10 protein-coding genes are annotated in these 18,150 nt (G+C 71.6%); 2 read left to right on the top strand and 8 right to left on the bottom strand.

Annotation, left to right across the window (positions count from 1 at the left end):
• Positions 1 to 2: 2 nt before the first annotated feature.
• The 8 genes from ND450_RS04710 to ND450_RS04675 form a co-directional block, all read right to left on the bottom strand.
• A complete protein-coding gene (locus ND450_RS04710) occupies positions 3 to 1,091 on the bottom strand; it encodes an MSMEG_0568 family radical SAM protein (protein ID WP_253324921.1) in 1,089 nt (362 codons plus the stop codon).
• Between the two features lie 82 nt (positions 1,092 to 1,173).
• Positions 1,174 to 1,686, bottom strand: a complete 513-nt coding sequence (locus ND450_RS04705; RefSeq protein ID WP_253324920.1) for an MSMEG_0572/Sll0783 family nitrogen starvation response protein — start codon at positions 1,684 to 1,686, stop codon at positions 1,174 to 1,176.
• Between the two features lie 43 nt (positions 1,687 to 1,729).
• Positions 1,730 to 2,557, bottom strand: coding sequence for an amidohydrolase family protein (locus ND450_RS04700; protein ID WP_253324919.1), 828 nt, complete (start codon positions 2,555 to 2,557; stop codon positions 1,730 to 1,732).
• A gap of 21 nt (positions 2,558 to 2,578) precedes the next feature.
• Positions 2,579 to 3,910 carry an MSMEG_0569 family flavin-dependent oxidoreductase gene (locus tag ND450_RS04695; RefSeq protein ID WP_253324918.1) on the bottom strand — a complete coding sequence of 444 codons (1,332 nt, stop codon included), beginning with the start codon at positions 3,908 to 3,910 and terminating at the stop codon, positions 2,579 to 2,581.
• A complete protein-coding gene (locus ND450_RS04690; RefSeq protein ID WP_253324917.1) occupies positions 3,907 to 4,191 on the bottom strand; it encodes an MSMEG_0570 family nitrogen starvation response protein in 285 nt (94 codons plus the stop codon). Before ND450_RS04690 ends, ND450_RS04695 begins: the two co-directional genes overlap by 4 nt.
• A 20-nt stretch (positions 4,192 to 4,211) precedes the next feature.
• Entirely contained in the window at positions 4,212 to 4,637 is a 426-nt protein-coding gene (locus ND450_RS04685) for a hypothetical protein (protein ID WP_253324916.1), read from the bottom strand.
• Positions 4,638 to 4,939: 302 nt separating this feature from the next.
• On the bottom strand, positions 4,940 to 6,085 hold the full coding sequence (locus ND450_RS04680; protein WP_253327860.1) for a hypothetical protein: 1,146 nt from the start codon (positions 6,083 to 6,085) through the stop codon (positions 4,940 to 4,942).
• Positions 6,085 to 6,765, bottom strand: a complete 681-nt coding sequence (locus ND450_RS04675) for a response regulator transcription factor (protein ID WP_253324915.1) — start codon at positions 6,763 to 6,765, stop codon at positions 6,085 to 6,087. The genes ND450_RS04680 and ND450_RS04675 overlap by 1 nt, the downstream gene beginning before the upstream one ends.
• A gap of 223 nt (positions 6,766 to 6,988) precedes the next feature.
• Here ND450_RS04675 and ND450_RS04670 point away from each other — a divergent pair, with 223 nt between their 5' ends.
• Together ND450_RS04670 and ND450_RS04665 are read left to right on the top strand one after the other, a co-directional pair.
• Positions 6,989 to 8,158 carry an MFS transporter gene (locus tag ND450_RS04670; RefSeq protein WP_253324914.1) on the top strand — a complete coding sequence of 390 codons (1,170 nt, stop codon included), beginning with the start codon at positions 6,989 to 6,991 and terminating at the stop codon, positions 8,156 to 8,158.
• A gap of 2 nt (positions 8,159 to 8,160) precedes the next feature.
• Positions 8,161 to 18,117 (top strand): non-ribosomal peptide synthetase/type I polyketide synthase, encoded by a 9,957-nt coding sequence (locus ND450_RS04665; RefSeq protein WP_253324913.1) that lies wholly within the window; start codon positions 8,161 to 8,163, stop codon positions 18,115 to 18,117.
• The last annotated feature ends 33 nt before the right edge of the window (positions 18,118 to 18,150 follow it).

Raw genomic sequence — 18,150 nt, 5'->3', positions numbered from 1 at the left:
CGTCAGCCTCCCGCCGCGCTCAGTGCACCGCACGCCCCGCAGGCCGCGCATCCGGCGCCCTGGTCGGCGCCCTTCATCCCGGCGGCGCGCAGCACCGCGGCCACCCGTTCGGTGACGTCGCGGACCAGGGCGGGCGCGGGTGCCACGGCGCCGTCACGGCGGGCGAGCGTGCCCAGCATCGGCCGCATCGGCACCACGAACGGGTACACGCCGCGCTCGACGAGCCGCGCCGCGCCCGCCACCAGGTCGTCGGGGTCCTCGCCGAGGCCGATGAGCAGGTACGTCGAGACGCGGTTGCGGCCGAACACCCGCACCGCCTCGTCCCACGCGGCCTCGTACTCGCGCAGCGGCACGGTGGCCTTGCCCGGCATCCACCGCCGCCGCACCTCGTCGTCGAGCGACTCGACGTGGATGCCGATCGAGGTCGCGCCCGCCTCCCGCAGTTCGGTCAGCACGGCGAGGTCGGCCGGCGGTTCGATCTGCACCTGGATCGGCAGGCCGGGCACCGCTTCCAGCACCTCGCGCACGCACCGCACCAGGTGCCGGGCACCGCGGTCGGGGCCGTTCGTGGTGCCGGTGGTCATCACCATCTGCCGGATGCCGTCGAGCCGCACCGCGGCTTCGGCCACCTCGGCGAGTTGCGTCGGGGTCTTCGCCGCGACCGTCGCCCCGGACCGCAGGGACTCCTCGATCGCGCAGAACCGGCAGCGTTGCTCCTCGGCGTACCGGATGCAGGTCTGCACGACGGTCGTGGCGAGCACGTCACGTCCGTGCAGCAGCGCGATCTTCCGATATGGCACGCCTTCTGCCGTGGTCAGGTCGTAGAAGTGTGGCCGCGCAACGGGTTCGACGGACAGGCCGAGGTCTATCGTCCCTTCGAACACCCGCCCGTCCCGGACGGTGTAGGGACTTTCGGGGTTCAACGGCAGTGCCGCGTTGGCGCCGTCGACGACCAGGTGGCCGTCGTCGCTCGGGCCCGCGCCCTTGCTGCGCCGCACCGGCGCGTCCACCCGCACGCCCCGCACGGCCAGGTCGATCCTCGTGGCGAGCTTCCGCTCCGCCTGCTCATCTGTGTCAACGCGCACGGTCACACCCCTGACTCTGCAAGGACTTCGGACGGTGGCCGCCGGACGGCAGCCACCGTTCGGGAGGAACGCGGATGGGCCGGTGTGGCTACCACATGTACGTGGAGTTGATGATCGCGCCCTTGCGGGCGTAGTGGATCAACGCGTCCTGCACGTCGAGCGGGTGCGTCGGGATGACGCCCTCGATCAGGTCCTCCTCGCGCAGGCCGTGCAGCGACAGGCCGAAGCGGCAGCAGTAGACCTTGCCGCCCTCCTTGATGAACGTCTTCAGCTGGTCGTTGATGTTGTGCTCGCCGGGGAACGCGGAGTTGCCGGTGGTCGGGAACCCGCGGGTGGCCATCGCGTTCATCGAGCCCGGTCCGTAGAAGTAGATCGCGGCCTCGAAACCCTTCCGCAGCGCGCGGGTGGCCTGCAGGATCGCCACGAAGCTCACCGACGACTCGTGCGCGATGCCGTGGACCAGGGTGAAGTAGGACTGACCGGGCTCGGCCTGGTAGTCGGGGAAGACCTTCGTCCCGCCGTAGATGTTGGAGCCCTCCGGCAACGAGGGGTGCGGGATCTCCGCGAGGCTCTGCTTCTCGGTCTCGGTCAGCTCGGACACGCGATCTCCTTGGTTGTTCGGTGGGACGTTCACCACGGGGCTGCTACCCGTAGAGCTTTTCGAAGGTGCCGCGGAAGACCAGGCCGGCCAGCTCGCCGTCACCCGTGGCGGCGCGCAGGCGGGCGTACTCGCCCTCGTGGTCTCCCCAGGGCTGGTCGCTGGCGAAGAGGATCCGGTCGTGCCCGATCCCGCGCCGGTCGATCTCGTGGGCGAGCCAGCGCGGCGCGAAGCCGATCGCCCACGAAAGGTCGGTGTAGACCTGTTTGCCCGCCTCGATCCAGTCGAAGAACCGGTGCGAGACCAGCTTGATGTGACCGCTCATGCCACCGCCGAAGTGCACGAGGTGCACGGCCACGTCGTCGCCGTACCACTCGACGAGGTTTCCGACCTGGTCGATGTCGGACGCCGCACCGGGCGAGGTGTGCACGTGGACGACGAGCCCGTGCGCACGGGCGACGGCGAAGATCCGGTCGAGACCGGGGCGGCACGCCGGGTCGTCCGGCCTGCCGCCGAGCAGGAAGCTGAGCTTCAGCGCCCGCACACCGCGTTCGCCTGCCAGCGCGAGCGCGGCCTCGGTTCGTTGCGCGTCCCGCTCCAGCGGGGACACCCACAGGCAGGCCCGGATCCGGTCGTCGCGGATCGCCGCCTCCACGCACAACTCGTTGAAGGAGAAGGCGATGTCCGGATCGGGCACGCCGTAGTTGGGCAGCACCAGAGCTCGTTCGGTGCCCTCGGCGTCGAGGTCGGCGATCAGCTCGTCGATCGTGGCCCTGGCGGTGACGTCGGGCCGCACCGCCGGGCCGCCGTAGAACGGATAGGCGGGCATGACACCGATGTGCCGGTGCGCGTCGTGGACAGTTCGCTCAGGCATGGCACCCACTTCGTCGGTCGCCTAGGCCACGGTGCGGGTGGCCGTCCAGTACTCGTCGCTGGGGAAGGTGTTCTCGGGTGTCCCCGCGATCCACGGCACCCCGTTCGCGATGCCGCCGCGGCGTTCCGACGCGATGCGGGACACCAGGTACCGGGCGTCGTCCGCGACGCCGCAGAACCGGCCCGAGCCCCAGGTGTGCTGCCAGGGCAGTCCGATGAAGTAGAGCCCGGGGCAACTGGTGACACCACGCTCGTGCGTGGGGTACCCGCGCCCGTCGAACACGGGGACGTCGATCCAGCGGTGGTCACGGCCGAAACCCGTTCTCCACACCATCGAGGTGATCCCGGACAGGTCCAGTTCGGACGGTTGTGCGTCCGGCGTCCACACCGGCACGTACCTGTCCTCGGCGGGCGCATCGATACCGCGAGCGAGGACGTGGGCGTCGATCGAGTCCTTGATCCCCTCCGACACCGCGTCGGCGTGGTCGAGGTTCTTCGTCAGGTCCGGAGCGAACCGCGCGAGGCCGTCACGGATGTCCGTGAGCCTTCCGTAGAGCCGCATCCCGTCCCGGGCGAACGCCCGCAGATCGATGTCGCGGCCACCGTCGCGACCGGTGACGTAGTGGTTCGCCCGCAACCGCATCGCGTCGGCGTCCTCGAACTCCTCGATGCCACGCCGGTAGTACCCCATGTCCTCCAGCCACGCCACCACGTCGCGCCCCCGGTAGGACCGCGCGACGCGCGGTGCGCTGCCCACCGCCAGATGCACCTGCCGACCGGCCAGGTGCAGGTCCTCGGCGATCTGGCAGCCGGACTGCCCCGTACCGACGACGAGCACCTCACCCGGTGGCAACCCGTCGGCGTTGCGGTACTCGGAGGAGTGCAGCTGCACCACGTCCGCGGGCACGCGCTCGGCGATCCGCGGCTTGAGCGGCACCTGGTACGGCCCGGTGGCCAGCACGACGTGATCAGCGGTGAGTTCACCGTGGGTCGTGGACACCCGGAAGCCACCACCCGCACGGTGCCGCAACCGGACCGCCGTCACGCCTTCGACGAGCGGGCAGTCGAAGGACTTCACGTAGTCCTCGAGGTAGCGCACGATCTCGTCGCGGACCATGAACCCGTCGGGATCGGCCCCCTGGTAGGGGAAACCGGGCAACTGGCACTGCCAGTTGGGGGTCACCAGGCAGAAGGAGTCCCACCGCCGGTCGCGCCACTCGCCACCGGGACGATCGCGCTCCAGCACGACGTGGTCGAGGCCCGCTCGGTCCAGGCAGTAGCTGGTGGACAGCCCGGCCTGCCCTCCGCCCACGACGACCACCGTGCGGTGGACCCCGTCCAGGTCGGTGCTCATCGCTCGAACCCCTCGACCACGATCCTGGCCTGCTGGTCGGCGAACTCGGCCGCCTTCAGCTCGATGTCGCAGAGCTGCGCCTCCGCCTGAGCACACCCGAATCCGTAGATCTCGCGCACCCGTCGCGATGCCTCCGTCAGCGCCTTCCTGCTCAACGCGACGAATTCCGTCAATGAGTAGGAGCCGCCCGCGCGGAAGTAATCCTCGACAACGGTCGAAGGCGAATAGCATCGATTAGTCGAATCGTCGGGCCAGCGCACGCGGAACAACACTTCAGGCACGGTTGCCTCCCGCAGTCCGTTCATGACACGAACAAGTTCAACCGTGAATCATTTCCTTTTCGTTTCATCCGGAACAGCGAAAGGTTACGCGTCCTGGGCTTTGTTACAGATTGCCCCGATCCCGCTACGGCATGTGGGTGATCCAGAGCAGGTCCGGTACAGGTTCTCGCGACCCTGCCCCGACAAGCCTCGATCGCCAGCGGCATCTTGATCTCGCGGCCGCACCGGTTCACGCAGTCGAAGTGGTCGATGTCCAGCGGGGTACCGTTCTTCGTCTGGCCCTGCAGGTTCAGCGCGGGCGTCTTCTGGTCTCGCCCGACCTCCATCATCGCCTCGAACTTCCCGCCCTCGCTGCCGCGCGGTGAATGTCCTTTCACCGAGGTGAGGAACGGCGCGGTCAACGGGTCCGGGTTGCGCACGCCGGAGTAGCCGAGCGCCTTGTTCATGCCTCGGTGGGGTTCAGCGCCGCTTCCTCGATGAGTGTGCGGATGTCCGCCGGGTAGCTCTTGCGGTTCTTCTGGAAGTAGGACACGAAGCTGTCCAGCGTCGCGGCCGACGGATTCTTGCCGATGCCTTCTGGCGGAATCGGCGGCTCTTGGGGTCGCGGCGGCCTTCGTGGGTCGTGGGGCCCGAGGTCGGGAGCGGTCTCTTCGAAGGAAGGTGATCGGCCGGGACAGCACGCCACCGCGTGGCGGCGGCTCACCTCGCACGTCCGGGCTGGGAGAGTGCCCCACGTCATCCCCTTCGTTCACCAGGCACCTTCGACCACCACCCGCGCCTTTTCGTGCACGGAGCAGGCTCGCGCGCGTGCCTCGGCGACCGTCGCTCCCTCAACGAGGAAGAAGCCCGTGTCCTCGGAGGTCAAGACATCTCCCGGCACGAACGGGAGCCGCACCTGGCGAACTCCGGGGAGGGCGCTCAGCTCGGCCTGTCCGGCGATGGACACCAGGTGGCCCGGGCCCGGCCGCAGGTACCGCACGGCGGCGCAGCGGCTGGCCGACGGGCTCGAGATCCGCCCGTCGGTGAGCCACCTGACCAGTTCTGCCTCCACGTCGAGCCCGGTGCACAACTCGAGCAACGACAGCAGCGCCTCGTGGCCGAACCAGGTGTGCACGCTGTCGATTCGCGGGCCTCGCACCGTGAGGACGACCGTCGTGTGGGCCGGGCCGCGTTCGTACCCCGCCAGGTCCAGCAGGGACGTGACCACCGCGCGGATCGCCGCCTCGTCCTGGTCGGGGAGCTCTGCCGGGTGGGTCAGGCACTCAGGTGTCCTGGCCGTCACTCCCACGACGTGGTGCATGCCCTCGAAGGTCAGGGTGGTGACCACGAACTGGGGGCCGGTGAGGGGTTCTCCGATCAGGTACGGGCCGTCGGGGTGGTGCCGTGCCCACTTCTCGACGTCGTCCGGCCCTGTCAGCGTCAGCACCGCACTCCTGCCGCGGACCACCGCCGGGTAGCCGAGGTCGGCGAGCACGGCGCGGATCTCCGCGATCGAGTCCGCGACACCGGGTCTGCCCGGTGCGCCTGCCCTGCCGAGTGTCCGGCGCATGTCGAACGGGTCGTTGAGGAGCCGGACGGCACTGTGCGGGCCAGGCAGCACCATCGTCTTGCGGCGCAGGCCGTGGTCTCTCCCGCAGGGGCACACCACGTGCTCGATCTGGTTGCGCCGCACGGTTCTCACCACGAGCACGTCCAGGGCGGCCTCGTCGTCGGCGGGCACCGCCAGCAGGTGCGTGGCGTCGGACCCGAGTTGGCGGAGGTGGTCCGGCTCGTACAGCTCCGGGTCGACGACCGCCCACACGTCGAACCCCTGCCGCACCGCCGCGGCGACGAGCCGCGGGCGCGGGCGGACCATGAGCATGCGGATCGGGCGCATCGCGTCCGCGCCGAACATCACGACGCCACCGGGGAACGTCCCGGCGCGACGGACGTGCCCGGCCTGTCGACGTAGCCGGACTCCATCGCGTTGATCACCATCTCGACCTTGTTGGCGGCGTTGAGCTTCTCCCTGATCCGGCGGGCATAGGTGCCGACCGTGGCCTCGGACAGCCCCATCCGCCGGGCGACCTGGCGGTAGGTGAGGCCGTCGCCGATGTGCCTCATCGTCTCGATCTCGCGGCGGCTGAGCGGCGAGCGCCCTCCGGACGGCGCCGGCTCGCGTGCGGCCCTGACCTGTCCTGCCAGCCGGTGCATCGCCGCGACGAGGTCCATGACCTCGGTGTCGTGCTCGACGACGGCGTGAACGCCCGTGTCGGCCGCGAACGCCCGTGTCGCGGGGTCGTCCGAGGACGCCAGCAACACCACCTTGCTCACCCCGGTGAGAGCGGTGATCCTCGCGGCGCAGGGAGGCCTGCCCAGCGAGTCGGTCTCGACGACGGTCAGATCAGCGGGCGTCGCGACCGCCAGGGCCTCCACCGACTCGACGGACTCGACCACGCGGAACGACTGCTCCGCGGTCGCCGCCCACACCGCGCCGGCCCGCACCAGGGGATGTCCCAACGCGAAGGCGACGGTGCACCATCGGCCGTCCGGGTCCCGCGGTCCCGGCACGACCGGACCGGTCGGTTGAGTCATCTGGTCGTCCTCCTCTGCGGCGCCGGAGGTGCGCTCGGCCAGCACTCTGCACCGGCGCGTTCCCCGTCCGATCCCCATCCGTGCCCGTTCGCGCGGGATAGCCCCGTTCGCGCCGTTGCGGCGAATTGTCAAGTCATGGTTCGTGCGACTTCCTTCCGGCGCGAAGGGCGGGGTCCACTGGTCCGCGTGGCGCGGTGGCGTCCACCGGCCGAGGAGAAAACCCTTGTTGCACACAGATCAGCGCAGGATCAGGTTGTTCGCGGTGCTCGTCGCCGGCTGCTCGGTGTCCGCCTTCGGCACGTACCTCAACCTGGTGGCGTTGAGCCTCTTCACCTGGCACCTCACCGGCGACGCGTCGACCACGGGCGCCGTCATGGCGCTTCGGCTCGCCAGCGGATTCCTGAGTGGACAGATCGTCGGGCGGATCCCGCCGGCACGCCGGACGATCATGATCGGCTCGGACGTCGCCCAGGCCTGCGCCATGGTGGTGCTCGCGCTCCGGCCGGGTCTCGCCGTGCTGTGCGCGGTGGCGGTGGTCATGGGAGCGGGCAACACCTTCTTCACCGTCGCCCTGCGCACGGCCATCCCCGACATGGTCGGGCCGCACCAGCGCACCAGGGCCAACGGGCACCTCGTCACGGGACGATCCGCCGGCACCGTCCTCGGGTTCGCCTCCGCCGGTGTCCTCGTCCCCGCGGCGGGCTACGACGTGGCCTTCCTCGTCAACGCCGCGTCCTTCCTGGTGTGCGCCGGCACGCTGGCGATGCTCCCGCTGGACACCGGCGGACCGGTGCGGCCCCCGACGCGTGCGGCACCAGGCGGCAGGACGTCGCTGGTGCGACTGCTTCCCAGCGCGGTGGTGGGCATGCTCGTCGTGCGTGGGGCCGACGCGCTGGGATCGGCCTCCCACAACGTCGCGCTGCCGATCCACGCCCCCACCCCCGCGTTCGTGAGCACCTTCTGGACGGCGTGGGCGGTGGGCACGTTCTCCGCGCACCACGTCGCGTCGCGCTGGGCGAAGCGGGGCGGTGGCTCGACCGGTGAACGCGCGTTCGCGGCGGGCACCTGCGTGATGGCCCTGGCGTTCGTCACCGCGTTCACCGGCCTGCCGACCCCGGGACTGGTCCTCGTGACGTTCGTGGCGGGCCTCGCCGACGGGCTCACGGAGATCGGGTACGTGTCCCGGTTGCAAGCGCTGCCGGACCACCTCCGCGCCCGCGCCTTCGGCCTGTCCGCGAGCGTCGAGGCGGGTGGCTTCGCCGTCGGGATGCTCGTGGCCGCGGTCGCGCTAGAGGTCTTCGCTCCCCTGACCGTCGTCGGTCTGTTCCACGGCACCGCGCTCGTCACCGCCGGAGCCTTCCTGCTGATGTCCCAGACGCTGAGGAGAACCTGACCATGGAACCAACGTCTTCGGTGAGCCACGGCGGTGACCTCCACCTGGGCGAGGACGACCCGCGCGACGCGGTGAGCGCCGTGCTGCGCGCCGCCGGGGAGTTCCCGCTCTCGGGTGTGGGCACGCCCTGCGGTCTGCAGACCTACCCGGACCTCGTCGCGCAGGCCCGCCGGATCCTCACCGGCCTGCGCCGGTCGGGCGTGCGCGCGGGAGATCACGCCGTCGTGGCCGGCCTGCCCCTGCCGCGGTTCTTCCCCGTGTTCTGGGCGTGTCTGCTCGGTGGGGTCAAGCCGGTGGTCATCGCCGACCCACCGGTTCCCGGTCCCGCACGCGACCGGCTGATGCACGTCTGGGACCTCCTCGACCGGCCGGCCGTGATCACGGACACCGCCGGTCTCGGCATCGCGACCATCGACCCCGGTCAGTGCGAAGACGACGAGGAGGCCGAGGACGTCCACCGCCCGGCGGAGGACGACGTCGCACTGCTGATGTTGTCCTCCGGCAGCACCGGCGCCGCGAAGGCCGCTCAGCTGACGCACCGGGCGCTCGCCGAACTGGCCGCCGGCAGCGGAGGGGTGCTCGGCATCGCTCCCGAGTCGGTCTCGCTGAACTGGCTGCCGGTCGACCACAGCGGCGCGCTGTTGCTCTTCCACGTGACCGAGGTGTTCCGCGGCTGCACGAACCACCACCTGCCGACCGAGGACGTGCTGGCAGACCCGCTCACCTGGCTCGACGCGATGGCCGCGCACCGGGTGACCCACGCCTGGGCGCCCACGTTCGGCTTCCAGCTCGCCGCTCACGCCGTCGAGAGCGCGCCCGGCCGGAGCTGGGACCTGAACTCCGTCCGTTCGCTGACGTGCGGCGGTGAACAGATCCACCTCGCCGTCGTGGAGCGGTTCTTCACCGCGACGGCGCCCTTCGGCCTGGAGCGCGACATGTTCGTGCCCACGTGGGGCATGGCCGAGACGACGACAGGGATCACGCACGGGCCGTTGCAGGTGCGGCACGCGCTCAAGTCGAGCCTGGGCGGGGCACTGCGGTGGACGGACGGCCCCGGCCAGGAGACGTCGACCTTCGTGATGGCCGGATCGCCCGCTCCGGGCGCGGCCATCCGGATCGTCGACGGCGACGGCGCCGTTCTCCCCGAGGGCAGGATCGGCCGCCTGCAGGTGTCCGGCGGCCGGATGACCACCGGGTACGTCAACAACGCCGAGGCCACCCGGGCGGTCCTGCCGGGGGACGGCACCTGGCTGAACACCGGCGACCTCGCGTTCGTGGCCGGCGGCGCCCTCGCGATCACCGGACGCGAGAAGGACGTGATCATCCTCAACGGGCACAACGTGATGTGCCACGAGGTCGAGGAGGTCGCCGGTTCCGTCGACGGCGTCCCCGCCGGCGGTGTCGGCGCGTGCGGCGTGCCCAACCCCGCGACGGGCACCGACGACCTGGTGGTCTTCTTCGACGACGACGGGACCGACACGGCCAGGATCCAGCGAGAGGTCAAGGCCGCCGTCTTCACGCGGCTGCGGTTGACCGCCGCGCGGGTGGTCCCGGTGCCGTCCGCCGACTTCCCCCGCACGGGCAGCGGCAAGGTGCGGCGCAGCGCGTTGCGCGACCGGGACCGTGACCGGCCGGACGTGCGCGCGGTGGCGGCCGAACTGCTGGGCCGCGAGGTCGACGAGCACACGCCGTTCTACGACCTCGGGCTGAACTCCGTCGCACTCGTGCGGCTCAAGGCGGGTCTCGAGGAGCGGCTCGGCGTGAGCATCGAGACCACCGCCCTGTTCGAGCATCCGACGCTGGCGGCGCTGACCACCCACCTGGCGGACGGGCCGCGCACCCCGGCCGCCACGACCGGGGACAGCCGGGCGGACACCAGGATCGCGATCATCGGGATGGCGGCCAGGTTCCCCGGCGCGCCGACGATCGAGCAGTTCTGGCGGAACCTCCGCGACGGCGTCGACAGCGTCGGCGTGTTCGCGGACGCCGGTCCCGGCGTCGTGCCCGCCGGAGGAGTCCTGTCCGATGTGGACGCCTTCGACGCCGGGTTCTTCGGCGTCTCCCCCGCCGAGGCGCGGCTCACCGAACCGGCCCACCGGCTCTTCCTGGAATGTGCCTACCAGGCGCTGGAACACGGCGGACACGCCTCCCCCGGCGCCGGTGTGCGGGTCGGTGTCTACGCCGGTTCGGGCATGAACCTGTACGGCCACCAGGACCGGCTCGAACCCGCGCACGCCGTGGCGTCCGACGTCCCCTCCGCGATGCAGGCCACGATCGGCGCGGAGCCCGACTTCCTGGCGTCCCGCGTGGCGTACCGGCTCGGGCTGACCGGCCCCGCGATCGGCGTGCAGACCGCGTGCTCGACGTCGCTGGTCGCCGTGCACCTCGCCGTGCAGGGTCTGCTGAGCGGAGACGCGGACATGGCCCTCGCCGGAGCCGCCGCGGTCCGCATCCCGCAGGAGTCCGGATACGTGCACTTCCCGGGCTCCGTCCTCTCCCCCAGCGGGCGGTGCCGGGCGTTCAGCGCGGAGTCGGACGGGACGGTGGGCGGCAACGGGGTCGCCGCGGTGCTGCTCAAGCGGCTCGACCGGGCCATCGCCGACGGTGACACGGTGCACGCGGTGATCCTCGGATCGGCGGTGAACAACGACGGCACGAGCAAGGTCGGCTTCGCCGCGCCGAGCGTGCGGGGTCAGGTGGACGTGGTCCGCGAGGCGCTGCGCCGCGCCGGGGTGCCGGGCGGGACGATCTCGTACGTCGAGGCGCACGGAACGGGTACCGCCCTGGGCGACCCGATCGAGTTCGAGGCGCTGTCCCGGGCGCTGCGCGAGGACACCGACCGGACCGGCTTCTGCACGCTCGGCTCGGTGAAGCCCAGCATCGGTCACCTGGACACGTGCGCCGGCCTGGCAGGTCTGATCAAGACCGTGCTGATGCTGCGGAACCGGGAACTGGTGCCGATGATCGGCGTGGGCAGGCCGAACCCCGAACTGCGCCTCGACGACAGCCCGTTCGTCCTCGGCACGCGGCACCAGCCGTGGACCACGTCCGGAGGACCGCGCCGCGCCGGGGTCAGCGCGCTCGGGGTCGGCGGCACCAACGCCCACGTGGTGCTGGAGGAGGCCCCGGAGGCGGTGCCCGCCCAGGAGACCGGACCCGTGGTGCTGCCGCTGTCCGCGCACACACCGGAGGCGCTCTCCCAGCTGACGCGGGACCTGCGCGAGCACCTGGTGGACCACCCCGGCCTGGCACCGGCCGACGTCGCGAGCACTCTCGCCCTCGGCCGGCGGCACCTCCCCCACCGGACGGCGGTCGTCGGCAGGACGACCGCGGACCTGGCCGCGGCACTGGCCTCACCGCCCGAGCCCGCCGAGCCGGGACCGGTCGTGTTCGCGTTCTCGGGCCAGGACGTCGTTCCCGAGCTCGACGCGGCGGACTTCGCGGGCTTTCCCCGTTCCCAGGCCCTGATCGCCGCCTGCGACAGCCCGCTGGCGCAGCCGCGGCTCTTCGCCTTCCAGGCCGCTCTGGTGGAGCAGTGGCGGGCGCTCGGCGTGGAGCCGGACGTCGTGGTGGGACACAGCCTGGGCGAGTTCGCGGCGCTGTACGCCGCCGGAGCGCTGACCTTCGAGGACGGACTGCGGCTCACCACGGCCCGCGGTGAGCTGATGTCCGCGACGGAACCCGGTGGCATGGTCGCGGTCGTCGGTGACCTGGCCGTCGCGCGGCGGGTGGCCACGAGCAGCGGGACCGAGATCGCCGCGGTGAACGGGCCACAGGCCTGCGTGCTCTCCGGCTCCGCGGCCGCGATCGAGGCCGCGACCCGTGTGCTCGAAGACCAGGACCTGGTCTGCAGGCGGCTCGGCACCGACCGCGCGTTCCACTCCGCGCTGATCGAGCCCGTCCTGCCCGAGCTGCACGCGAGTGCGTCGGCCGTCGACTGGAAACCCTTGCGCACGAGGATGATCAGCGGACTCGACGGCACCGATCTGTCCGCTGTGGACGCGGACTGGGTTCGCCGCCACGCGAGGCTGCCGGTGCGGTTCGACCGCGTCCTGTCCTCGGTGGGCGACGCCGGGGTGTTCGTCGAGATCGGGCCGGGCCGAGTGCTCTCGGGCATCGGCCGCAGGGCCCTGCCCGGCAGCCGCTGGGTGCCGAGCCGCGGCGACGACCTCGCGCTGCCCACCGCTCTCGCCGAGCTCCACCGGTCCGGTGCGACCATCGCCTGGAGCGCGGTCGTCAGCGGCCGCCGCGTCCCGGTGCCCGGGGTTTCGTTGCGGCGCACGCCGATCGCCGGTCCCGTGCGCCGGGAGACCGCCGGTGCGGACGGGCTCGACCTGGTGAGCCGGTTGCTCTCGGGTCAGCTGGACCTCGCCGAGGTGGATCCGGACAGGACGTTCGTCGAACTGGGCGCCGACTCGCTGGCGCTGATGAGCGTCGTCCGCGAGCTGCAGCGGAAAGCGGGCGTGCGGGTGCCGATGCGGGATCTCTTCGCCGAGACCGACACGCCCCGCAAGCTCGCCGCGCGAGTCGGTCCGATGGCGCTCGAGGCCGTGCCCGAACCCGGTCCGCGCCCGGCCGAGCCCCGCGAACCCGTGCGGGTCCCGGACGAACCGGTGAGCGGTGGCACGAACGCGCTCATCAAGGAACAGCTGCGCATCACCGAGCAGGTCGCCCAGCTCATGGCACGCCAGCTGGACCTGCTGGGAGAGAACGACAAGACGCCCGCACCCGCGAAGCAGGTCCTCGAACCCGTCACCCCCGACGCCGTGCTGCCCGCCCCCGCGACGCCGTGGACCTCGCGGGCCGGATGCGACTTCAGCCTGTACTTCTTCGGCGACTACCCCGACGACGCCGAGCAGGACAGGTACCGGCTGGTCACGGAGGCCGCGAAGTTCGCCGACGAGCACGACTTCCACGCGGTGTGGCTGCCCGAGCGGCACTTCCACTCGTTCGGCGCGTTGTTCCCCAACCCGTCGGTGCTCGCCGCCGCGCTGGCGGGCCAGACCAGCCGCGTCCGGCTGCACGCGGGCTCGGTCGTGCTCCCGCTGCACCACCCGCTGCGGGTCGCCGAGGAGTGGTCGGTCGTGGACAACCTGTCCGGTGGCCGGGCCGGTCTGTGCGTCGCGAGCGGCTGGCACGCCCAGGACTTCGTGCTCGCGCCGGAGAACTACGGCACGCACCGGGAGGAGCTGTACTCGCGGCTGGACACCGTGCGGCGGCTGTGGGCCGGCGAGGCGGTCCGGGCCACAGCGGGCAACGGCGACGTGGTCGAGGTGCGGTCGCACCCGCGCCCGGTGCAGGAACAACCGCCGCTGTACGTGGCCGTGGTCGGCAACCCGGACAGCTACCGGAAGGCCGCCGAGGAGAACCTCGGTGTCGTCACGAACCTGATGTCCCAGACGGTCGACGAGCTCGCCGCGAACATCGCGCTGTACCGGCGGACCCGTGCCGAGCACGGCCTGGACCCGGCGGCCGGGCGGGTGGTGGTCCTCGTCCACACCTACCTGGACGACGAGCACGACGCGGCGCGCGCTGAGGCGTTCGAGCCGTTCTGCGCCTACCTGCGGTCGTCGCTGTCGTTGTTCGACCAGGTCACGAACAGCCTCGGCGTGGACATCGACCTGGACGAGACCGACGAGGACGACGTCACGTTCCTGCTCGAACAGGCCTATCAGCGCTACTGCGACTCCCGTGCGCTGATCGGCAGTCCCGCCGGCTGCGGCAAGGTGGTGGACGGCCTGCTCGCCGCGGGCGCCGACGAGATCGCCTGCTTCGTCGACTTCGGCGTCACGACCGGCAAAGTGCTCGCCGGCCTGCCCGCGCTGGACCGGCTCCGGCGGACCTGCTCGCGGCAGAGCCGGCCCGCGACGCCCGCGGAGCGCCGGATCTGGTTCCTCGAGCAGCTGCACCCCGGGCAGCGCGGCTACCACGAGCCGAAGGCGATCCGGTTCGACGGACCGCTCGACGAGGCCGCCCTGCGCGGCTCGCTGAGCAGGGTGATCGCCCGGCATCCCGCACTGCGCAGCGTCTTCCACGAGATCGACGGGGTCCCGCACCGCGTCGTCCAGTCCGATGTGGACGTCGACTGCGGGGTCGTCGACTGCACGGGACGCTCCGAGGAGGAGGCCCTGCGGGAGGTGCTGCGCACCGCCGGGCAGGAGCTGTTCGACCTGACCACCGGACCGCTGCTGTCCGCGCGACTGCTGCGGTTCTCCCCCGAGCGCCACGTCCTGTTCCTGCTGGCGCACCACATCGTGTTCGACTCGGCCTCCACGGCCGTGTTCCTGCGCGACCTCGCGGCGTTCTACCGGTCCTGGCCCGCGCCCGCTGTCCTGCCCGCGCTCGGGGAGACGGCAGACGAGGAGCGCGACTCCGGCGAGGACGTCGCGTTCTGGCGGGACAGGCTCGCGGCCGCACCGGAACTGTGCCTGCCGACGGACCGCCCGAGGCCCGCCGTGCGCACCGGAGAGGGCGCGTACCTCACCCACGAGCTGGGCGGTGAGCTGGCCGCGTGGATCCGCCGGTTCTCCGTGCGGGAGCGGGTGACGCCGTTCAGCACGCTGCTGACCGCGTTCGCCACGGTGCTGTCCCGGTTCAGCGGACAGGACGACCTCGTCATCGGCACCGCGGTGTCGGGGCGGTCCGACGAGGACGCGATCGGCATGTTCGTCGACACCCTCCCGCTGAGGATGGATCTCACCGGAGACCTGCCCTTCCCCGCGCTCGCCAGGCGGCTCAACGGATCCTTGATGGACAGTTACGAGCACCGCAGCGTGTCGTTCGACCGCCTGGTGGAGGAGCTGAACCCGGAACGCGATCCGGGGCGCAACCCGTTGTTCCAGATCCTCGTCGAGTACGAGAACGCCAGTGCGGTGGACTTCGACCCGCCGGGGCTGACCGCCGTGGCGGTGGACGTGCCCAGCGACCGGGCACCGATGGACCTGATGCTCTACCTCACCAGCACGGCCGACGACGTGCGGTGCGTGGTCGAGTACGACTCCGCCCTGTTCTACGAGAGCACCGTGCGCAGGATGTTCACCTGCTTCGAACACGTGCTGCGAGCCGCGATGCACGGTCTCCCGCCCGGTCTCACCGACGAGGACGCGGACCTGCTCGGCCGGTGGGAGGGAGAGCGGACCGAGCTCTCCAGCGCCTGTCTGCACGACCTCGTCGACCGTGCGAACCCCGACGCGCCCGCCGTCCTCGGTCCCCTGGGCTCCCTGACCTACCGGGAACTCGACGAACGCTCCAACCAGGTCGCCCACAGCCTGATCGGCCTCGGCGCGGCGCCGGGAACGCTGGTCGGCGTCCACCTGCGCCGCAGTCCCGAGCAGGTCGTCGCCCTGCTCGGGATCCTCAAGAGCGGTGCCGCGTTCCTGCCGCTCGACCCGTCGTTGCCGGCGGAACGCCTGCGGTTCCTGGCGGAGGACTCCAGCGCCTCGATCCTGCTCACGAGCCGGGATCTCCCGCCGATCACCGACGTACCCGTGTTGTTCGTCGAGGACCTGGGATCGACCGCCGACGGGCCGCCGCGCACCGCCGGGCCGGACGACCTGGCCTACTGCATCTACACCTCCGGTTCCACGGGACGACCGAAGGGCGTGCTCGTGCCGCACCGAGGTCCGGTGAACCTGGTGCGCGGTCACGGCCGGAACCACCCGCCGACCCGCACCCTGCAGTGGGTCTCGCTCTCGTTCGACGTGAGCGTGTACGACATCTTCACCACACTGGCCTCCGGAGCGGCGCTCGTGCTCGTGGACGAGGAGACCCGCTTCGACCCGGCCGCCGTCGCGGAGCTGATGCGCGCCCACTCGGTCGAGCGCGTGTGCCTGCCGTTCACCCCGTTGCTGCACCTGCTCGAGTCGAACCCCTCACTCCCGTCGTTGCGCGAGATCGTGTCCGTCGGCGAACCGACCCTTCCGACGCCGGCGGTGCACGACTTCCTCGCCTCGCACCCGGATTGCGTGCTGTACAACGCGTACGGCCCGACGGAGGCGTCCGTGCTCGCCACGATTCACCCAGTGGCGCGCGGCGAGGACCGGCCGCCCATCGGCAGGCCACTCGACGGCGTCCGCGTCAAGTTGCTCGACGACGCGGGCGAACGCGTCCCGGTCGGGGCGATCGGGGAGATCTGCCTCGAAGGCGTGTGCGTCGCCGACGGCTACCTGAACCGGCCGGACGAGACCGCGGCCGCCTTCGTCGCGCCTGAGCTGTACCGCACGGGTGACCGCGGGCGCTGGCGGGCGGACGGCCTACTGGAGTTCCACGGCAGGACCGACGACCAGGTCAAGATCCGCGGCAGCCGGGTCGAGCCGGGCGAGACGCGGCACGCCCTGCTGCGGCTGGCCGGCGTCCGCGACGCCGCGGTCGTGGTCAGGGACGGGGAGCTCGTGGCCTACGTGGTCACCGACGAGGACCACGGCGGTCTCGAGTCGTCGTTGTCGGGACTGCTGCCGCCGGCCCAGGTTCCGCGCCGGTGGGTGCGGGTGGAGCGGCTTCCGCTGTCCCCCAACGGCAAGCTGGCGACGTCCGCGCTTCCTGAACCGGCACTCGCGCGGGCCACGCCGCCCGCGTCGGAGCTGGAGCGAACCCTGCTCTCCGTGTGGCGGGCCGTGCTCGACCGCGACGACATCGGCGTCGACCAGTCGTTCTTCTCGGTCGGCGGGCACTCCCTGACGATGATCAGGCTGCTCAGCGAGATCCGTGCGCGGACCGGCGCCGAGGTGTCGATGGCCGAGTTCCTGCTGAGCCCGACGATCCGCGGCCTGGCCGGCAAGATCGTCGACCGGGCACCGTTGACGTACGGCCAGCAACGGCTCTGGCAGCGCCATCACGCGCGTGGGAACCCGTCCGTCTACAACATCCCGTTCCGCGTGGACGTCGACGGACCGCTCGACCTCGAGGCGGTGCGCCGGGCGCTCCGCGAACTGACGCGGCGGCACGCGGCGCTGCGCACCCGGTTCTCGGCCTCGCACCAGGAGGTCCTGCCGCACCTGGCGCTCGCGGTCGAGGTGGACGCCCTGCCCGGCGACGAGGCCGGGATCGACCGCTGGTTCCTGCGTCAGGCCGCTGAGGAGTTCGACCTGACCACCGCTCCCCTGTTCCGCGTCCGGGTGGGGAGGATCGCGGACGACCGCTGGGTGCTGGCGCTGGTCTTCCACCACATGATCTTCGACGGCTGGTCCGCGGGAGTCTTCTGGCAGGAGCTCCAGGCCCTGTACGAGGGCACACCGCTGCCGCCGCCCTCCGCACAGCACCCCGACCACGCCAGGCGCGAACGAGCCGCGGCGGACGACGGCGAGCTGACAGCGTTCTGGCGCGGAGAACTCGCGGGAGCCACGCTGCACCCGGACCTGCCGTGCGACGAGCCGCGGCCGGAGCGGCTGTCCGGTGCCGGTGCCCTCGTGCGGCGCACCTTCGGGGCGGCAGCGGTCCACGCGGCGGCCTCGGCGTCGGGGACCACCCCGAACGTGGTGATCACCGAGGTGTTCGCGCGGTGGCTCGCGGAGGTGACCGGCCGGCGGGACGTGGTGCTCGCGGTGTCCAGCTCGCGCCGGACGCTGCCGGAGCACTCCACCATGATCGGCTACGTCGGTGAGGCCGTGCTCGTCAGGATCGGCCCGGGAGAGGACGTCGCCACCCGCCTGTACTCGGCGCTCGACCACCAGGCGTTGCCCTTGAGCGAGGTCGTGCGCACCGCGATCCCGCACGAGGCCGGCACGCCGTACCCGGCGGTGCTGTTCACGGTCGTCACCACCCCGCCGCCCGCGATGACCTTGGGCACCGCGCGCACCACTATCCGCGGGACCGGAGTGCCGGGACAGGCCCGTACCGAGCTCTACGTGGTGTTCACCCTGGCGGAGGAGGAGATCACCGTGGAGGTCGAGTACTCCACCGACCTCTTCCACGCGTCGACGGTGGGCGACTGGGTCGACCTGATCGTGTCGCGGTTGTCCTGACCCGCGCCGGCCCGGGTGGCGCCCGTCCACCCG

The sequence above is a fragment of the Lentzea sp. HUAS12 genome, from assembly GCF_024125735.1.
GTDB lineage: Bacteria > Actinomycetota > Actinomycetes > Mycobacteriales > Pseudonocardiaceae > Lentzea > Lentzea albida.
Note: the sequence above shows the minus strand (reverse complement) of the source record. Positions and strands in the feature narration are given on the sequence as shown.